Source organism: Candidatus Neomarinimicrobiota bacterium (assembly GCA_030743815.1).
Lineage (GTDB): Bacteria > Fidelibacterota > Marinisomatia > Marinisomatales > S15-B10 > UBA2146.
Map to the genome: position 1 here is coordinate 13340 of JASLRT010000088.1, position 18589 is coordinate 31928.

Below are 18589 nucleotides of genomic sequence, written 5' to 3' on the forward strand. Positions count from 1 at the left end.
AGTCAGCAAGTTCCTTAAAGAGTCCCTGAGGTTAGTCTCAAAAGGGTTGCTCCTTACTTATCATTCATTACTGGCCGCTTCTTCTTTCGCAAGTATAGCATACAAAAGGCGTATAGATCAACAAAAAAGAGGGGGGATAGGTAAAAATCCTCCCAGCAATCGACCTTATTTCAACAGCACCATCTTCATCGTTTTAGAATAACTGCCCGCCTTGATTCTATAGATATACAGACCAGCACTGACTTGTCTACCTAAGTTATCAGTACCATCCCAGACAGCAGTCTTAGAACCAGCATCCTGTGACTGATTCACAAGGGTCTTTATCTGTTTACCCAGTAAATCATAGATCACCAGATGAACCGTGGCGGCTTCTGGTAAATCATAGGTGATTGCAGTGCTGGGATTGAAAGGATTGGGATAGTTGGCGTGTAAGGCAAAAACATCAGGAATGATTCCAGACTCTTCGGTGCTCACGGAACTCGCATCTATGGTAAGGGTGATCGGTCCATTTGATGCATACGTTCGTTTTGATCCCCCATCTGCTATTACAGTCCAAGTTCCTGTTGCGCTCTCAATCCCTTCTGTGTGCATATAGTGTTCAATATGATGGAAGGGTATCTTGTACATATTACTGGTCATATGATTATTGGTCATTAAGGCAAAGTTCAGCAGGTCGCCAGATAGCTCACGTCTATATACAACATCACCTCCATGTGGATCGACGGATGGTTCCCATGCGAAATAAAGGGTATCTGCCCAGTTATTCTGGCGGGTTATTTCGACAACTGTATTATCATAAGGATATACAAGCTCGAATGAACTTGGGGGTAAGGATTTCATCCAGTCTAAGGATCGAACTATTGGTGAATATTTTGTCGTTCTAATACGGTTGTATCCTGTAGAATGATCTACAGCTGAGCCGACTTGAGATGTATTTAAGGCACGAACATCAAAGCCGAAAAAAGCGACCTTACTACCTGTGGCTGTATGAGAATAGATGCCCGTTATGTGCTCAATTTCATCAGATACGGCACCGGTCAAAGCGTCCACCTGCCCTTTATAGGTTTTAAAGGCAACATTTACATTAGAATCACGCAGTTCAACACCATCTATCCAATTCTGGTACCCAGTTTCATACCCAGGGTCATGGTTAAGAACAAGATTGTTCGTATTGAGAAATGAATAGAGCTCTCCCGATATAGCATTATTCTCGATAGGATTCATCCTTGCAATCCCTTCTTGCCAACTATCATCATTTTCGTCTAACTGAAAATCTTGATCAGTTGCACCTATCCCAAGATAGTCCCAGGCAAAATCTCCTGATTTGAAGGTAACTCTTTCTGTCTCACCTTTAATACAAACCCAAAACCAATCATCTCCGGTAATAATCAGATTCTTGTTTCCTTCATTCAGCCAACTTGCGAGGCCGGATGTGTCAGAACACACATCTAAACCAGGCGTGCCCATCTCAATGATGATGTCATAGTTCTTGAACAGGTCATAGGTTCCCCTGCCATAAGACCAAGGCTCCCATAAATCATAATCAATAGATATACCATAAAGTTCTTCTATAGGCTGATTGAACCAAAGATCTGGTTCCTCCACCCATTGGTTGTCAACCAGCAATACGGGAGCACTGGGAACAAATACTCGATACTCGTGCGGTCGGCTTGTTGATGTATTACCTTCCACATCTGTAGCCGAGACGTAGTAGTCCACATGGGTAGTATGAGACTGGCCAGGAATCGTGCCGGTGTAAGCATCACCAGACAAAGTCATAGGAACTTCATGCTCTTCCCACCAGTCAATAGTATAGTGGAGCGTGGCACTCGAGATTCCCACAGCCCCGCCACCAGGATTATAATCTGTAACATTAGCTGATACGGTTCTTGGATCTGAAGAGAGGACTGTACCTAGAGACGTAACATTGGAAATTATTGGTGGAATGTCCGTATAGTATTCAACTATGGCATAAAGTTCCCAGCTGTAAGCACGAATGACCCATCCCGGTTTATTGGCCGCCCCACCAGGATTTTCCTCATCTCCGTAATATTTGAATGAGTGGTAAGGTGTCATGGCATCATTAAGGGCACCAATACCCCAGTTGGCTGTTCTAACGGCATGACCATTAATGAAGAAGTTATCACTACCAACATCGGGAATAGGAACACCAAAAGAAGAAAGATCTATTTCAACCCAACTGTTTGCATGGTCAGACGTAATATTAGTTCTTATCCCACTGGCACTCTTGGGCCATATCTCTTCACCGATGGGCGGCTGACTGAAACATTCATTTTCACCGGGCACCCAGTTGCCTGAAGCATCATATTTCCCTACCCAACCATTTGCCTCGACACACTCAAATATGTCTGCTTCACCGTTATAATTTGATTTGTTAAGAAAGAACTCGAAGTACCCCTCAAAGTCCACTATGTACAACATAAGTTTATGGACTTTTGCATCGCCCAGTGGTACCATCCATTGAGCAATTGAATCACCCCCTGTACCTTCAGTAGTAGTAGAAAAACCAAAGTTGACAACATCTCCTCGATCAGCCCATCTCAAATCAAACAGATCCCCGCCCCGATTCACTGATGGAGCAGGTTCACGCATTCTCACACCTAATCTGTTGTCTATAGCTTTAACATCTTGAGCAATACCGTGATGTTTTCCGTTTGGACCAATCATGAATCTCCTTGAGTCGGAATTTTGAGAATTTAAGAGGTTCGGAAAAATCAGAAACACAAGAATCAGAAACGATGTTAATTGGTTGTCTAAATACTTTGTTTTCATTTTAGTTCTCCCTAATTAATTCACGGTTTCATTTCAGTAGCAACATCTTCATCGTCTGACTGAACTCACCAGCCTTTATCCGGTACAGGTAAACTCCGGCACTCACAGACCTACCCAAACCATCAGTACCATCCCAGATAGCAGTCTTAGAACCAGCATCCTGTGAGTGATTAACAAGGGTCTTTATCTGTTTACCCAGTACATCGTAAATCACCAGATGTACCGTGGCGGCTTCTGGTAGATCGTACAGAATGGTTGTGGTGGGGTTGAAAGGGTTGGGATAGTTGGCGTGCAGAGCGAACGATTGCGGCATACTCGGATCGTCATCCAGTGTGACAGTCGGGCCGTCACCCTCAAGATAGATATTATACTCCATTACTTCATCCAAGATCTCTACATCCCGCTCTACCAGTTGACCGTCATAGCCCCCGGCGCCGGCGAAAATATCGTAAGTTCCGTTGGGAACGGCCATGCGAAACTTGCCGTTGCGCTGCGTCCCCACAGTTCTGTCCCAGTCTTTTGCTTCGTCACGCGCCCACACCCACCCGTTGTCCACCGGCTCACCCGTCGCCAGTGAAAAGACATGCCCCTCAAAAGCCGACAACGTTTTGTGAATGTGAAACTCTATGCCGGAAGATCCGGACAGGACATTGTCGTAATGCCGTTTCTCAACATAGGTATTGTCAGGCAGTTCCCAATCGTGGAGCGAGACCGAATAGCCCATATCCGTATCGGCTTCACTGGCCACCGAGAGTGTGTAGCTACCGTCTTCAGTTGACTTTGTTTCCGTCCATCCCAAAGGGGCGTTGGCCTGAATGCCAATCTCCCTGATAGGAGATTCATCGAGGTAGACCGTACCCGTGATAGTGGCATCTGCTTTGTACGCTGATAGATCCACCATTTCCGTGGCTCCTTCGGCCACGAACAGCACCGTATCCCGGGAAGCCATGTAATGAGGTATCAGTCCCCAGACATCGACACGCACGTGCCACTCCCCTTCAACCACACCCACTTTGTAGTATCCGAGCTCATCGGTCTTGATCTGAGCTTGATTCCAGGGAGACACATCGGAATTGACATACACTGTCACGTCAGTGATAGGGGTATCGTCATCGTCCAGCACTTTGCCTTCTACCCACGCATTGGCGTAGGTGAGACGAAAATTAATGCCGCTGGAATTGGACGGGAGATTGTAGTAGACATTGAGAATAAACACCTTTTCGGCTAACTCCAAATCGTAGAGCCATACGTGATAGCCTCCTTCACTATCAGCCGCGCTTGCAACGGAGAGAGTATAGGAACCGTTGTGATCCGTCACCGTCTGCGTCCGCCCCAGACGGCTGCGCGTCTCCACTCCCAAACCGGCGACAGGCGCTCCGTCCAGTGTAACGGTACCCGTGATAGAAGCATCTGTCGAGTAGACAGTCATATCCACCGTCACTGTGGCGGACTCCTCTACGCGCACAACTTTATCATTGGGAGTGAGATAGTCGGGTCTCAGGTACCCACCGTCCACACCGATCCGCCAGCGGCCGTGCATGACGCCGATTGAGAAGAACCCGGAAGCGTCAGTCATGGCCCCGGCACCGGCGCCTCCGCCATCCTCACGATTGGCCCACACCCGGACATTGGGTATCGGATCCCCCGATTCATCCGCCACTTTCCCTTCAATCCGGGATGTTGGAGGAACAACATGAAAATCGATATCTGTCGCTCCGGACATGACATCGTTATAGTTCTCCTGAACGATCAGATCGGGAGGCAGTGACCAGTTGTTCAGCCATACGCTGTAGCCCCCCTCGGTGTCGGCCTCGCTGGCCACGGGCAGGAGATAGGTGCCGTCCTCTCTCGACTTCGTTTCGGTCCAGCCCAGTTCACTATGCACCCCGATTGAGAAAGGCTCAAAGAGAGGCACCCCTTCGTAATGAACGGTGCCGCTTATGGTGGCATCGGCAGAATAGGCGACAAAATCTTGCGTCACTGTCGCGCCTTCATCGATGGCCACTTCCTCCCCATGAGGTACAAGGTATTCAGGAATTGTGTACCAGCTGTCCGGCTGGACCCACCACCGTCCTTTAATCACACCGAGTTTGAAATAGCCGTCGGCATCTGTGTAAGCTTCAGCGTGATTGCCTGTACTATGCTGATTCGCGTCCACCCGGATATCCGCAAGCGGGTTAGCGTCCTCATCGGTCACCTTTCCTTCCACCCACGCCGATGGAGATCGAAGCTGGATCGTAAGATTGGCGGTGCCGGAAACGACGCCTCTATAGTTCTCCTCATAATGGGCCGCCTGTGTCAGGTTCCATGTGTCCACCCAGATGGCGTATCCCCCGCTGGCGTCGGCCTCGCTGGCCACATCAAGCGTGAATGTTCCGTCTGATTGAGAGGACGTGTTCGTCCAGCCGGTGGAACCGTCTGCCGATATACTAACATCAACTAACGGAGAATCATCCAGCATGACCACTCCGATGATGGTAGTATCGGTGACGTATAGAGCGAAATCGACAACAACTGTGGCGCCCTCTTCCGCACGGACTTCTTTATCCCGCGGGGACATGTAATCAGGGATGAGATCGCCGCTGTCCAGCCAGAGACGATTTCTGCCAGCGGTAACGGTCAGCTGATAGAAACCGTCGGCGTCTGTAGTAGTCCAGCTTCCGCCGTGGCCCTCCATCGATTCCACGGACACGTCTATCTCCGCAATGGGGTTACCGTCGTCATCGGATACGACCCCTTCAATCGATGCACTCCCGGAGAGCTGATACACTGAAGGCTTCTGGACGAATCGACCGGCACGCTCCTCCTCCCGCGCCGCGGCACTCCTCTTGCTCGCCTCAATCATTCGGCGCTCTTGCTCGGCCTGATGATCCATCAGAGCCTGGCGCTGTCCGCTCACTCTTTCAAGCTGAAGTGCGGCGTCCCTGACCGGGTGTCGATCCGGGGTGCTGGCAGCGGTTGAGTATGTTAGAAGAGAAAAAAAGAACAGACAAAAAGAATAACTACGCATCATATCTCTCACTTTCCCTGTTTGACACAGGTTAGCAACTGCCAGTGGAGTCCTAGCAGGTAAATGGCTGCATTTCAGTCCAATTTACTATTTGATGCAGCCAAAGTCAAATCTCGTAAACCCTCTGTAGCACCAAAAACTAAGCCCTGTTCTCCACTTTCTAATTCCGCGATTTGCTCTAGTAATTCATCCCTTGAAATTACTCCACCATCCAATTGCTTTAATAATTTGGTAGATACTTCAGATAAAGTTGCTGACAGCAATTCCATATCTTTCAATTTTTCGGATTCCTTAAAATAGGGGCTCAAAGCTTGATGATTATTTTTCCAAATCAGGAGCTGAGACCGAATTTCATTTTCCAATTCATCATTAGGTGTAGCAACAGAGGTTTTAACCTTTTGGTTGAAGTATTTAGCTTCCATACTCTCTGGTCGAACGGCGTCCACTAATCGATCTAGCGCATAATCCGGTAAATACAGCTCCTCCAAGGCTAATAAAGCGGGCATCCGACCATGATAGGTCACCTCTTGTAGAAAATCTGTTATTTTTTTCACCTGTGGCAAAGCTTTGGGGCCTGCAATACGTGCTAATTGATGGTCATAATATGTAGCATGTTTGGAGCCTTCATGGGTAAGTAGGTCCGATAAATAATTTAAGCGGCGGTACATATCCTCTACATCGTTAGTTAAGCTTTTTGGAGACCATAATTTTTCTGCTATAGCTGCTGTTCTAGGCCAAAGCCGAGATTCAATATTCTCTCCATCCACAAATTCGGACCATTGGCAAGCCTCGCCTCCTAGTATAGAGGATTTTTGGTCCTCGTTCAAAGGTTTTATAACTTCTATAGTAGGAAGAGGATTCCCTTCCATATCAGATCCTCCCGACCGACACCCATTCTGATATAATTTATTGAAAAGTTGACTTTATCCTGGTAAGTGTATACATTTACCATGCGAGAGGGGTTTTCAGTAGGCTTTAACATAGTTCCATCTCTTCACCAAGAGAGGCTATATATCTAGCGAGATTCGACAGGAATGGAGGTTAACAAATGGGATATACCATAGATATCGATACTGGAGGGACATTTACTGATGGGCTTTTTACCAATGGTACGGAGATTCAACGGGTAAAAGTAGACTCGACTCCGCATGACCTTACGGTCTCTTGGTTGAAATGCATGGAAGAGGGCGCAGAACAATGTGGTTTCTCTAATCTGCCGAATTTTTTGGATCAGGTGGATATTATCCGTTGGTCTACTACAGTGGCCAGCAATGTTGTTTTAGAACAGAAAGGTCCAAAAATGGGACTTTTTGTGACTGATGGCAATAAACAAACACTTTATGCCGCGAATGGTGAAAATCCGGTTTTTGGACATCTAATTGAGAAGGCGCATGTAGATACAGTAACTTGCCCAGTTGATACGAATGAATTGTTAATCAAGCTCAAGGCATTACTTGAAGGCGGGGTGCGCCGCATTTGCATTAGCCTGAAGGACGCTCTCAAAAACGATGATGAAATCAATATTAAGGATATTATCGAAGAGCAGTTCCCCGATCATTATCTTGGACATGTTCCTCTCTTGCTGGGTGGTGATATATGCAAACATCCCGACGATATGACCCGCACGCACATGGCGTTGTTGAACTCTTATGTACACGGACCGCTTGCCCAGTCTATGTTCAAGGCTGAAGACGAATTGCGAGAGCAGGGTTTTACCAAGCCACTTCTGCTCGGACATACTAATGGGGGGGTCACCAGGGTATCGAAAACAAAACCTGTAGACACAATTGAATCCGGACCGGTCTTTGGAATTCATGCTGGAGACTATTGGGCAAATGTTTACGAATTTTCCAAGGTCATCACCTTGGATGTGGGTGGAACAACTTCTAAGATTGGTTTGATCGAAGATTTCCGACCGGCTATGACTCGTGATCCAGATTTCCTGGGAGTTCCTCTAAAACAAGCCATGCTAAATTTGAAAAGCATCGCCCTTGGCGGTGGGACGGTGGCCAAAGTCGTGGAGGGAGAACTTCAATTAGGGCCGGAAAGTATGGGCGCTTACCCTGGTCCTGCTTGTTATGATCTTGGCGGAACTGAAGCCACCTTGACCGATGCGTGTCTGGTGAGCGGTTATCTAAATGCGGAATACTTTTCGGGTGGCAAAAAGGAAATTAGTCAAGAAAAAGCGGAAAACATTCTCAAAGAAAAAGTTGCTGACCCACTTGGAATAAACGTAGAAAATGCTGCAAGCGAAATTATCAATAAAGCGACTGAAATGATCGCGGAAGAAGTCATCGAACTTGTCAAAAAAACCGGAAAAATATCTTCGGATTTTGTGCTTTTTGCTTTCGGAGGTAATGGAGCTATCCTCGGATGTGAAGTTGCCCAAAAGTCCGGAATTGAAAAAAACCACGTTTTTTCTTTAGGATCCGTATTGAGCGCCTTTGGTTCCTCTGTATCAGACGTTTCACATTCTTACGAATACTCTCCTTTTCTTTCAATCAAAGAACGGGACGCACTAACGGAAATCGTAGAAGAAATGCTGAAAGAAGCGAAAAGGGATATGGAAGGTGAAGGTTTCGAGGTAACAGCCATGGAATCCGAATTGGATTTTACTCTTTATAACAAAAAAGATTCCGAAAGTATAATTCGTTTCTCCAGTTCCACATGGAAAGAGTCCGACATGACAGAGAAAGGCATAAATGATATAATTGGCGAAAGTTTTATTAATGCGGGGAAGGACGCCAGTTCCACAGATCTGGTTATTGAAGTACTCAAATTGCGTTCTAAAGTACCGGTAACTAAAGTGCAACCGGAAAAATCCTCAATTAAAGGAAAAAACTCCAAAATCGCTTTAAAAGGGGAACGGAAAATTTCTAGAGGTTCAGACAAAGTGGTCTCCAGAATATATGAATGGAACAAACTAAAAGCTGGCAATGTTGTGGCAGGCCCTGCTGTTTTGGAGGGAAGTGATACAACTTATGTTGTATCGCAAGGGTGGCAGTTGACCATGGATGCTTACGGAAACGGTGCAATGGAAAGGAGTTAGATATGGGACGTAAAATTATTATTACTGAATATTTAGAAATGGACATAGATGAGAATCAATGGCATTGCAGTAGATGCGATAATAAGCTCATTGATGCCCAATCCAATTACAAAAAGGGTTGCCTTGTTTACAGTAGAGACCCACGGGAAATTCACAATCCTGTTTTTGAGGCAGAGTATAACTTTGCCCCAGACCCCGAATGGGTGCGCATTATCGAGTTCTATTGTCCAGAATGTGGCACTCAAATCGAGACCGAATACCTGCCGCTCGGACATCCGATCACCCATGATATTGAAATTGATGTTGACAGTCTGAAAGGAAGACTGGACAGCGGCGAAATGGCAATTGTTGATAAAAGACTAAAGGTGATAACATGAGAATGAACACTATTGATATTGATGTGGGCGGCACTTTCACCGATATGGTGCTGAACTACAACGGGAAAACGATTTTCAAAAAGACACCGACCACCCCCCATGACCTTTCGGCTTGTTTCCTAAACGTGATTGAAGAAGGCGGAAAAGAACTGGAAATGGCACCCGAAGAACTCTTGCCCGATGTGGGATTGGTGCGGTATTCTACCACTGTTGCCATGAATCGTCTAATCGAGCGGAAAGGGCCACGTTTAGGTTTGATCACAACCGAGGGACATGAGGATTCGATACTCATTGGCAAGGGTGCGCAATGGGTGGATGGTACTCGTGTTTCGGAAAGACGAAACCTTGCTCCACAAAATAAACCAGAACCGCTAATTACACGGGAACTGATTGTCGGTGTGAAGGAGCGGGTTGATTCTTTCGGACAGGTTGTCCGCCCTCTTGATGAGAAAGATGTGCGTCAAAAAGTGAGATATTTGGTAGATCTTGGGGTGCGCGGTTTTGTGGTCTCACTATTGTGGTCTCCGGCAAATCCTGAGCACGAACAAAGGATCAAGCAAATTATCCGGGATGAGTATAAGGAATACACCCTCGGATACATGCCAGTTGTGCTGGCCAGTGATGTGATTGGTCGCTCTGGAGAATATCAGCGTTCGATGACTGCTATTCTTGATGCTTATCTTTTCCGGGCCATGCAAATGGAACTTGCGGCGATGTGGGATCGTCTTCGAGATTACCAATATAAAGGGCCGTTTATGATGGTTCATAATTCCGGAGGTATGGCAGAAGTTTTCAAAACTGATGCTGTCCGCACCTACAGTGCTGGGCCGGTAGCCGCTTTGATTGGTTCCCAAAAGTTAGCTCAAGGGCTTGGTTATAAAAATGTTATTGCCTGCGATGTTGGTGGTACGAGTTTTGATATTGGTTTGGTAGTGGGGCAAAGTGTGCGCAACTATGATTTCCGCCCTATTTTGGATCGTTGGATGGTTGGTATTTCTATGCTGCAAACTATGTCTATCGGCGCCGGCGGCGGTTCGATTGCCTCAGTTAATAAATTGCTTGGTAACCGGGTCGAAGTCGGGCCACAAAGTGCCGGATCATATCCTGGGCCGGCCTGCTACGATCAAGGCGGTGAGGAGCCAACAGTAACAGATGCCGACCTAGTGTTGGGCTATATTGATGAAGATTATTATTTTGGTGGGAAAATGCTCCTGAATAAAGCAAAAGCTGAAGAGGTCATCAAAGTAAAAATTGCTGATCCCCTTGGAGTATCTGTAGAAGATGCTGCTATATTGATCCGTAAGATTGTGGACGGAAACATGGGCACCGCTATCCGTAAGGAAATACATTTGCGCGGCTATGACCCTAAGGATTTTGTTCTTTTTGCCATTGGCGGCGGTGGCCCAACGCATGTGGCAGGATATATGGGCGACATTCCATCCGCGGTAGTTTTCCCATACTCACCAGTTTTTTCAGCACATGGTTCTTCAGTGATGGACGTAATTCATATCTATGAGAATTCCCGACGCTATATGCTGATGGAACCCGGAACCCGGAACTTCAACACGAATTATGAAGATTTCAACAATGTAGTGGATTCACTCATTGAGCGAGCAAAAAAAGAACTTACCGGGGAAGGGATGCCTGTGGATGATGCAGTATTTCAATTAGAATTAGATATGCTTTATGGTGGGCAGGTACATCGGAAACGCTCTAATTCTCCCGTATTGGGTGTGAAATCAGAGACAGACATGGAGGCCATTTACAACGAGTTTGAACAAGAATTTAGTGAATCCTTTAGTCCGCTTGTATGTCATCCGGATGGTGGGGTTTATGTTGAGAGCTTTGTTCTCACAGCTTCCATTCCCGCAGAAGAGCCCCTTATTCCGAATTATCCTGTTGCTGGTCCGGACCCATCGGAAGCCCTGAAAACAAAACGTCCGTGCTATTGGGGCAACGGAGGGTTCGAGGAAAGCAATGTTTACGATCTTTTAAAACTCAAAGCGGGTAATAAAATCGCCGGGCCTTCTGTTTTGGAATCGGAGTATACTACATTAGTAGTACCACCAGATTTCGTCTGCAGTGTTGATGAACATTTGTTTGTCCAGATCGAACGAGCCTAACACCTAACAAGGAGAAATAAAAATGGCCATTCCTACAGCCGAAGAAAAATTAGCAATGATTAAAGTGGTTCCCCCAAATGAGGACGAACTGCGTTGCGTTGATACGCTGGGACCAGGGGATTACGAGGTCGGTTTTGAGCGCACCAACAACATTTTAGATGAGGCGATGGAAATCTTTGTTCGCTCTTCGCGTAGCATGATGGGAATTGCGGGGGACTCCATGGTTGCTATTTTTACTGCCAATGGCGACTTGGCGAATGCCAGTTGCGGAACGTATCTACATGCCATCATTCAGCCTATACTGATCAAGTTTATTCTTAATTCGTACCAGGACAATCCAGGCATAAAAGAGGGTGATATTTGGTTTACCAATGATGCCCTATACGGGGGCATTCACAATCCGGACGAAGTAGTACTGATGCCGGTCTTTTATGAAGGAGAACTGATTGCCTGGACCGGAGCTGCTGTTCATACCACGGAAACAGGCGCAAGTGAACCTGGCGGAATGCCCATCAACGCAACATCTCGCTTTATGGAAGGCCTTAACTGTCCTCCAACAAAAATCGGGGAAAACTATGTAATTCGTGAAGATTTTGTAGAAACAATTAGTGCCTTTGGTATTCGGGCACCGCAAATGCTGGTAGTTGATTTGAAAGCCCGTGCAACTTCCACAGATCGTTCACGAAAACGAATCGTTGAACTTGCCGAGGAACGGGGGCGCGATTATGTGGTTGGCCTGTTCCGAAAAATGCTAATAGTGGCTGAAGAGGGTGCACGTAAGAGAATCAGCAGTTGGGCGGACGGGAAATACACTTGCGTTAATTTTGGAGACGGCGTTGGTTTTGAGGTTGGCTTGGTACGGAACAGTTATATGACTTTGGAAAAAAAAGGTGATTCGCTGACAATGGATTTTAGTGGTACATCTCCGGAAAATCCCTATTCCTACAATGCGCATGTACAAGCAGCAGTCGGACACGTTGCGAATTACGTTTATGAATATGTATTCCATGATCTGCCGATTAGCAGTGCTACTTTTTCGCCCATTGATTTTGTTTTTCCTCCCGGTAGTTGCCTCAATCCTGATGTGCGTGCAGCAACCAGTTGTTCTGTAATGATTGCCACTGGAATCATGAGTGGGGTGCATAATGTTTTTGGCAAGATGATGTTTAGTACAGACAACATGTGGAGGCAGGCTTCAGCTTCTCAGGGGAATGCTGGAAATGCAATGGTAGTCGCCGGACTTTCACAGTGGAACCTTCCTTTTGCAGATATGCTGGCATACTCCCTAAACAGTGAAGGGCAAGGAGGAAGACCGGAAATGGACGGTGTGAATGCTTTTGGTTTCCCTTGGTGTGTTTATGGACGCACACCAGATATCGAAGAAATGGAAAACGAATTCCCATTGTTTATCCCACTTTCCAATCACTGGAAAGATTCTTGCGGACATGGAAAATACCGAGGAGGAGTGGGAACTGTCCAGATCTGGGTGGCTCACCACGTACCATATTTATTCTTTATGGCTATCTCCGATAACAGTAAAATTCAAACCCCACAACCCTTATTTGGCGGATATGCACCCTGCACAGTTCCTGGTATTAGCATCTCTAATGCTGACCTTATGGAACAGTTGAAAGAAGGCAATGGTTTTAGTCTGGAGCTATTCCCAATGCTTAAAGAAAAAAGTATTGGTGGGGATTGGCAGAATGAATTTTTCGGACGCTCTACCCGCCCTGTTAATCAAAATGACGTGATCACCTTTGGTTTTGCCACTGGGGGTGCGGGTTATGGTGATCCATTAGAACGAGATCCAGAACTGGTAATCCAGGACATTAAAGATCAGATTATTTCGGACTGGTCAGCGCAGAATGTGTATAAAGCTCAATACAATCCGGAAACGATGAAACTGGATCAAGAAGGCACTGAAACCAATCGGCAGGAAGAGCGTCAAGCTAGAATTAAACAAGCGAAACCCTACGATGAATTTGAAACTGATTGGCTTTCACAAAAAATGGACGAGTCCCTTTTGAAATTCTATGGAACTTGGCCCGACGCTGAAATTATTGAGCCACCTTTTAGGCCCTAGAGTTTAATTCTCTTTAGCAGATTAGCGTAATAAGACCAAAATTGTTGTTATCGTTTCTGCTAGAGAAATCTTGTGTCTAGAGCTAAAAAAGACCGCCTCAAAGAAGGCAATCTTTTTATCCCTCTGATTTTTTCTTTCGGGGCTATCCTCGAAGATCTTCCTCTAAAAGAATTTTTAAGCGATCCGACAAAACTGTCAAACTCCCTTCGTAGAATTCAAAACTATTTTCAAGTTGATGGTGTTGTCTGTTATGGCGATACGATGTTCATAGCCGAATCCCTGGGGTCCAAAATAACAGATAATAAACCTCCTCTGGTAAAACAGCTGGATAAATTAACGGACAACTTTGTTGCTGCGTTATCGGAATTACCCAAGACAGAATATATAACGACTGCCACTGAAGTAACGAAAAGACTCAGAATACTGCTCCCCGATACAATCCTGTTGTGCCTGTTGCCGGGCCCGCTAACGCTTGCATCTCAATTGACTGGTAAGGAAACAAGTGAACTTTTAAATCAAGGGAATTTCATCAATCTTGTATCAAAAGCCACACTCTCTATGACTAAAGCTCTCGGTGACGCCGGTATTGATCTTATTATTTTCCAAGAGAAGACAATGCCATTATTAAATGAAAACACTATAAAAGTTTTGCATAGGAGCTATGCACCAGTGCTGAATACAGCTAATTTTTATCAAATTTCAACACTGCTTATGGTTGAACAGTTTCAGCCGAGGAATATGGGATACATTAGCAAAATTGTTAACGGTGTTGTTCTCTCACCCCGGTATATACCTGAGGCGACAGAAAATTTCAATAAGGTTTCAATTGCCCTTCCTATTCCTTTGCTTCAAGAAAGCCGTGAAAATATAGAACAGTATTTGACAGAGCATAACATTATGAGTTTGGTAAAATCATCCCGGCTTTTTTTACTAATTACGGATAGAGAGATCCCCAATAATGTTGATAGGGAGCAAATTATTAATGGAATTCAAACCATTAGAGATTTGCTGAAGAGCAAAACTATTTGAATCAGAACACCGAGATAAGTAATTATATTTTCGCACCAAAAACGGCTAATCACCTCCGTCATAAAAAGCGGATAAATAGATGACACAATACCGTAAGTACTGGAACAAGAAAATGGAGACTTTGCCGTTTCATAAGTATGAAGAAATACAATCAAAGGCCCTGTTGAGGGAACTGCAGTATATATGGGGAAACTCACGCTTCTATGATGAAAAGTTTAGTAATGCCGGCATTGAGCCGGGAGAGATCAAAGGGATTGAAGACCTGCATAAAATCCCCTTTACAGAGAAACAGGAACTGAGAGAAAGTCAAGCGACAACACGTCCCTTGGGAAAACATGCCGCTACAGAAATCGAAAATGTCATCCGGATCTATTCCACTAGCGGCACTACAGGAACACCTACATACATCGGGCTGACCAGACACGATAGGGGCGTTTGGCGGGAAACATCTAATAGGGCCATGTGGGCATGCGGCATGCGGCCTCATCACATTGTTCCACTTCCCATCGGAACGTTCTTTATTGCGGCCTCTTATGGCGAGGCGATTGAGAATCTTGGTGCCACCCTTGTTCCCGTGGGCGTCGGTGCTACCGACAGACTCATCGGGGCATTAAGGAATCTAAGCGCTAATTACCTGCTGGCTACAGCTTCTTTCCCTCTTTATCTCAGCAATTATTGCAAGGATAATGGGATAAATTCTCGGACACTCGGAATTGAAGGTTTCATGCTTGGTGGTGAACCCGGCGCAGGAATTCCGCATGTCCGCCGGCAGATCGAAGAGACTTTTGGGGCGGATGTCCGAGAAACTATGGGCAATGGGGATATGCTTGGCCTCATGTGGGCTGAGTGTGAATACAAAAATGGGATGCATTTCGTGGGCCAAGGATCGTGTCATACGGAAATTATTAAACCTGACACGGGAGAGGTGTTAAAGATTGATGAAGGTGTAGAAGGTGAGATGATTTATACGTCTCTTGACCGGGAATGCCAACCTCTCATTCGTTTTAGAACTCGGGACCATGTCGTGGTTACACAAACCTCCTGCGAATGTGGTCGGACAGGTTATTGTATAAAATGTATCGGTAGAACAGATGATATGCTCATCATTTCCGGGGTGAATGTATACCCCTCCGCTGTAAGGGATGTAATAGGTGGTTTGGCCCCCAGAGTCACCAGTGAGATTCAAATCCTTCTTCAAGAGTCGCCCCCGTCTGTTAAGCCACCGATGAAAATAAAGGTAGAGCACGGCGAATTCCCGGGTGATTTGAGTCAACTCAAAGCTGGCATAGAAGGACTGTTGCGAAAAAAACTTATTTTTAGCTCAAACGTCGAATTAGTACCTCCGGGTACATTACCTAAATTCGAGTATAAAGCAAAACTGGTCAAGAAGGCCTACGAGGACAAATGATTGTTAAAGGACATTAAAGATTAAAAAAACGAAATGAATGTCTGATGAAAAGATTATATATATTAATAGGATTTTCTTTACTGCAAGCCCAGTCGGAACCTGTTAATCGCGCTACTTTCCGGATTGATATTGCCGCAACAGATGAAGAAGTCGTTATTGATGGTGAACTTAGTGAAACAGTTTGGGAAAATGCTGCTACAGCAAAAAACTTTTTTAGAGTAACACCCATTGATACTGGCCTGGCTACTACGAAGACAGAAGTAAAACTGGCCTACAATGATGATCTCCTTTTTGTAGGGATTATCTGTTACGACAAGGTACTTGGTAAACGTCCTGTAGAATCACTGCGCCGAGATTTTAGTTTTCCAAAAAATGATAATTTCATCATTTTCATGGATACCTACAATGATCAAACCAACGGCTTTGCATTTGGGATCTCTGCCGCAGGAGCGCAATGGGATGGCATACAAGCAGATGGCGGTGATGTTTCACTGGATTGGGACTGCAAATGGTATTCCGCCGTAAAAAAACATGATGATCATTGGGTGGCAGAATTTGCAATTCCATTTCGCAGTATTCGCTACCAGGATGGAGTTGATGAATGGGGCATTAATTTCGGTCGTTTTTCATTGCTCCAAAATGAAAAGTCTGCCTGGGCACCTGTACCGCGACAATTCAAACATTCTACCCTGGCCTTCACTGGTACACTGCAATGGGATAAACCACCTCCGAAACTAGGAACCCGATTTTCAATAATTCCTTTTCTTTCCGGTCAAGGGTCAGAAGATATTGATGCAGGCACCCCAGCGGATAGCGATGTGGATAGCGGTCTAGATGCAAAGGTAACATTATCCACTTCATTAAATTTGGACCTGACCATTAATCCGGATTTTTCGCAGGTAGAAGTAGACCAACAGAGAACAAATCTGGATCGTTTTGAATTGTTCTTTCCCGAAAAACGGCAGTTTTTTCTGGAGAATAGTGATCTTTTCGCCAGCCTAGGTAGTGAGAATATTCGTCCTTTTTTCTCCCGGCGGATTGGGCTGGCTACTCCGGTTAAAGGTGGTGCTCGCCTAAGCGGTAAACTGGGATCAAATTACCGATTAGGGATCATGAGTATGCAAACCGATGCGAATGAGGAAACTCCCGCCAGTAACTTTACTGTAGCAACACTGCAGCGAAAGATACTTACACGTTCCAGTTTAAGCATATTCCTAGTAAATAAGGAATCTGACCTGCAAGAGAATACAAATGGCAGCGAAAATTCGTATAACCGGGTTGGCGGTATTGATTTTAACCTAGCCAGTGCGGACAACCTTTGGACGGGGAAAACTTTTTTTCACCAGGCAATATACAAAAATGCTGGAGATAATGCTTTCGCTGCAGCAACTTCAATCAAATATAATAACGGCATAATATCTGCCCATATTGGCTATTCTTTTGTCGGCGCAGATTTCCAAGCTGATGTAGGTTTTGTAAAGCGGACAGGGTTCCACCGTTTTGGACCACATTTAGAATACAAATTTTACCCCAATGAAGGAAAAATACTTAATCATGGACCAACATTTAAATTTGATAATGTATTGGATGAAGACTTCAAAACAATGGATCGAGAACTTGAATTAAAATACATAATAAATTTTTTAGACCGGAGCAAGTTGTCAGCAGAACTAGAACGCGGTTTTGTAAAATTACTTGAACCTTTTGACCCAACAAATACGGGTGGCGATACACTTGCTACCGGCAGTGCATACAACTGGAATGAATTTTCGCTTGATTATGAATCAGATGCTCGAAAAACGCTGAATTTCACTTCCAATATTCGGTACGGAGGTTACTATAACGGAAACAAGTTTTCTCTCAATAGTGAAATTATTTATCGAATACAACCGTACGTAAACCTATCCATATCTACAACTTATGACAAAATTAATCTGCCTAAGCCTTTTGAAAGTATGGCCTTTCTATTGATTGGGCCGCGGCTGGATCTAACCTTCACTAATAAATTATTCCTCACCACTTTTGTTCAATATAACGATCAAGCTGATAACGTTAATGTGAATTTGCGTTTTCAGTGGCGTTTTGCACCGGTATCCGATCTGTTTATTGTTTATACAAATAATGCTTACCCGGCTGATTTCCGCACCAAAGACAAAGCGCTGGTAGCCAAGATATCTTACTGGTTCAACTAAACTGTGCCTGAACTTCCCGAAGTTGAAACAGTAGTCTCATCCATCAAGGATCAACTTGTAGGACGGAAATTCATAAATATTAATGTGTACTGGCCTAAAGTAATGCACAACTTTTCAAAAAAAGATTTTTTAGATAACCTAATTCGAAGAAATATCACCAACGTTCACCGCAGAGGAAAATTTATTGTGCTTTCCTTTGATGAAGATATTCTTGCAATCCACTTACGAATGACTGGTAAGCTGTATTTTGCTAATGGTAAAACTGAAGGAAAACATATATCCACCAGCATGGAATTAGAGAATGGACAACAGTTAGTCTTTGAGGATACAAGGAAATTCGGTCGGTTTTATTATTACAGGTCAAAGGATTTTCTAGATAAAAAACTTGGTATTGAACCGCTTGGCGATTCTTTCACCGCTGAATGGCTAATAGCAAACCTGCACTGTAAAAAGCAAATGATAAAAGCCTTATTGTTAGATCAGCGTATCATTGCTGGACTAGGTAATATTTATGTGGATGAATGT

General features: G+C 44.9%; 11 protein-coding genes. 8 read left to right on the forward strand and 3 right to left on the reverse strand.

The genetic code is table 11. From position 1 onward, the window contains the following. Positions 1 to 165: 165 nt before the first annotated feature. The 3 genes from QF669_07190 to QF669_07200 all read right to left on the reverse strand — a co-directional run bounded on the left by QF669_07190 (position 166) and on the right by QF669_07200 (position 6672). The gene (locus tag QF669_07190) at positions 166 to 2793 is read right to left on the reverse strand and encodes a FlgD immunoglobulin-like domain containing protein (protein ID MDP6457215.1); all 2628 of its coding nucleotides are present in this window, start codon (positions 2791 to 2793) and stop codon (positions 166 to 168) included. Between the two features lie 28 nt (positions 2794 to 2821). After that, complete coding sequence (locus QF669_07195; protein ID MDP6457216.1) at positions 2822 to 5806, reverse strand: carboxypeptidase regulatory-like domain-containing protein; 2985 nt, start codon at positions 5804 to 5806, stop codon at positions 2822 to 2824. Positions 5807 to 5877: 71 nt separating this feature from the next. Then, entirely contained in the window at positions 5878 to 6672 is a 795-nt protein-coding gene (locus QF669_07200; GenBank protein ID MDP6457217.1) for a family 20 glycosylhydrolase, read from the reverse strand. 179 nt (positions 6673 to 6851) lie between these two features. Between QF669_07200 and QF669_07205 the strand changes: the two genes are divergently transcribed. From QF669_07205 to QF669_07240, 8 genes are all read left to right on the forward strand, one after another. Beyond that, entirely contained in the window at positions 6852 to 8852 is a 2001-nt protein-coding gene (locus tag QF669_07205; protein ID MDP6457218.1) for a hydantoinase/oxoprolinase family protein, read from the forward strand. 2 nt (positions 8853 to 8854) lie between these two features. Then, positions 8855 to 9229, forward strand: a complete 375-nt coding sequence (locus tag QF669_07210; protein MDP6457219.1) for an acetone carboxylase subunit gamma — start codon at positions 8855 to 8857, stop codon at positions 9227 to 9229. A gap of 2 nt (positions 9230 to 9231) precedes the next feature. After that, positions 9232 to 11352: a hydantoinase/oxoprolinase family protein gene (locus QF669_07215; GenBank protein MDP6457220.1), complete on the forward strand. Its 2121-nt coding sequence runs from the start codon at positions 9232 to 9234 to the stop codon at positions 11350 to 11352. A gap of 22 nt (positions 11353 to 11374) precedes the next feature. Beyond that, on the forward strand, positions 11375 to 13435 hold the full coding sequence (locus QF669_07220; protein ID MDP6457221.1) for a hydantoinase B/oxoprolinase family protein: 2061 nt from the start codon (positions 11375 to 11377) through the stop codon (positions 13433 to 13435). Positions 13436 to 13507: 72 nt separating this feature from the next. Further along, positions 13508 to 14464: a uroporphyrinogen decarboxylase family protein gene (locus QF669_07225; GenBank protein MDP6457222.1), complete on the forward strand. Its 957-nt coding sequence runs from the start codon at positions 13508 to 13510 to the stop codon at positions 14462 to 14464. A 79-nt stretch (positions 14465 to 14543) separates the two neighbouring features. Continuing rightward, positions 14544 to 15872: a phenylacetate--CoA ligase family protein gene (locus QF669_07230; GenBank protein ID MDP6457223.1), complete on the forward strand. Its 1329-nt coding sequence runs from the start codon at positions 14544 to 14546 to the stop codon at positions 15870 to 15872. A 44-nt stretch (positions 15873 to 15916) separates the two neighbouring features. After that, positions 15917 to 18064, forward strand: coding sequence for a DUF5916 domain-containing protein (locus QF669_07235; GenBank protein ID MDP6457224.1), 2148 nt, complete (start codon positions 15917 to 15919; stop codon positions 18062 to 18064). A gap of 3 nt (positions 18065 to 18067) precedes the next feature. Then, positions 18068 to 18589, forward strand: a 522-nt coding sequence (locus QF669_07240; GenBank protein MDP6457225.1) for a DNA-formamidopyrimidine glycosylase family protein, incomplete at its 3' end; no start/stop codon positions are given.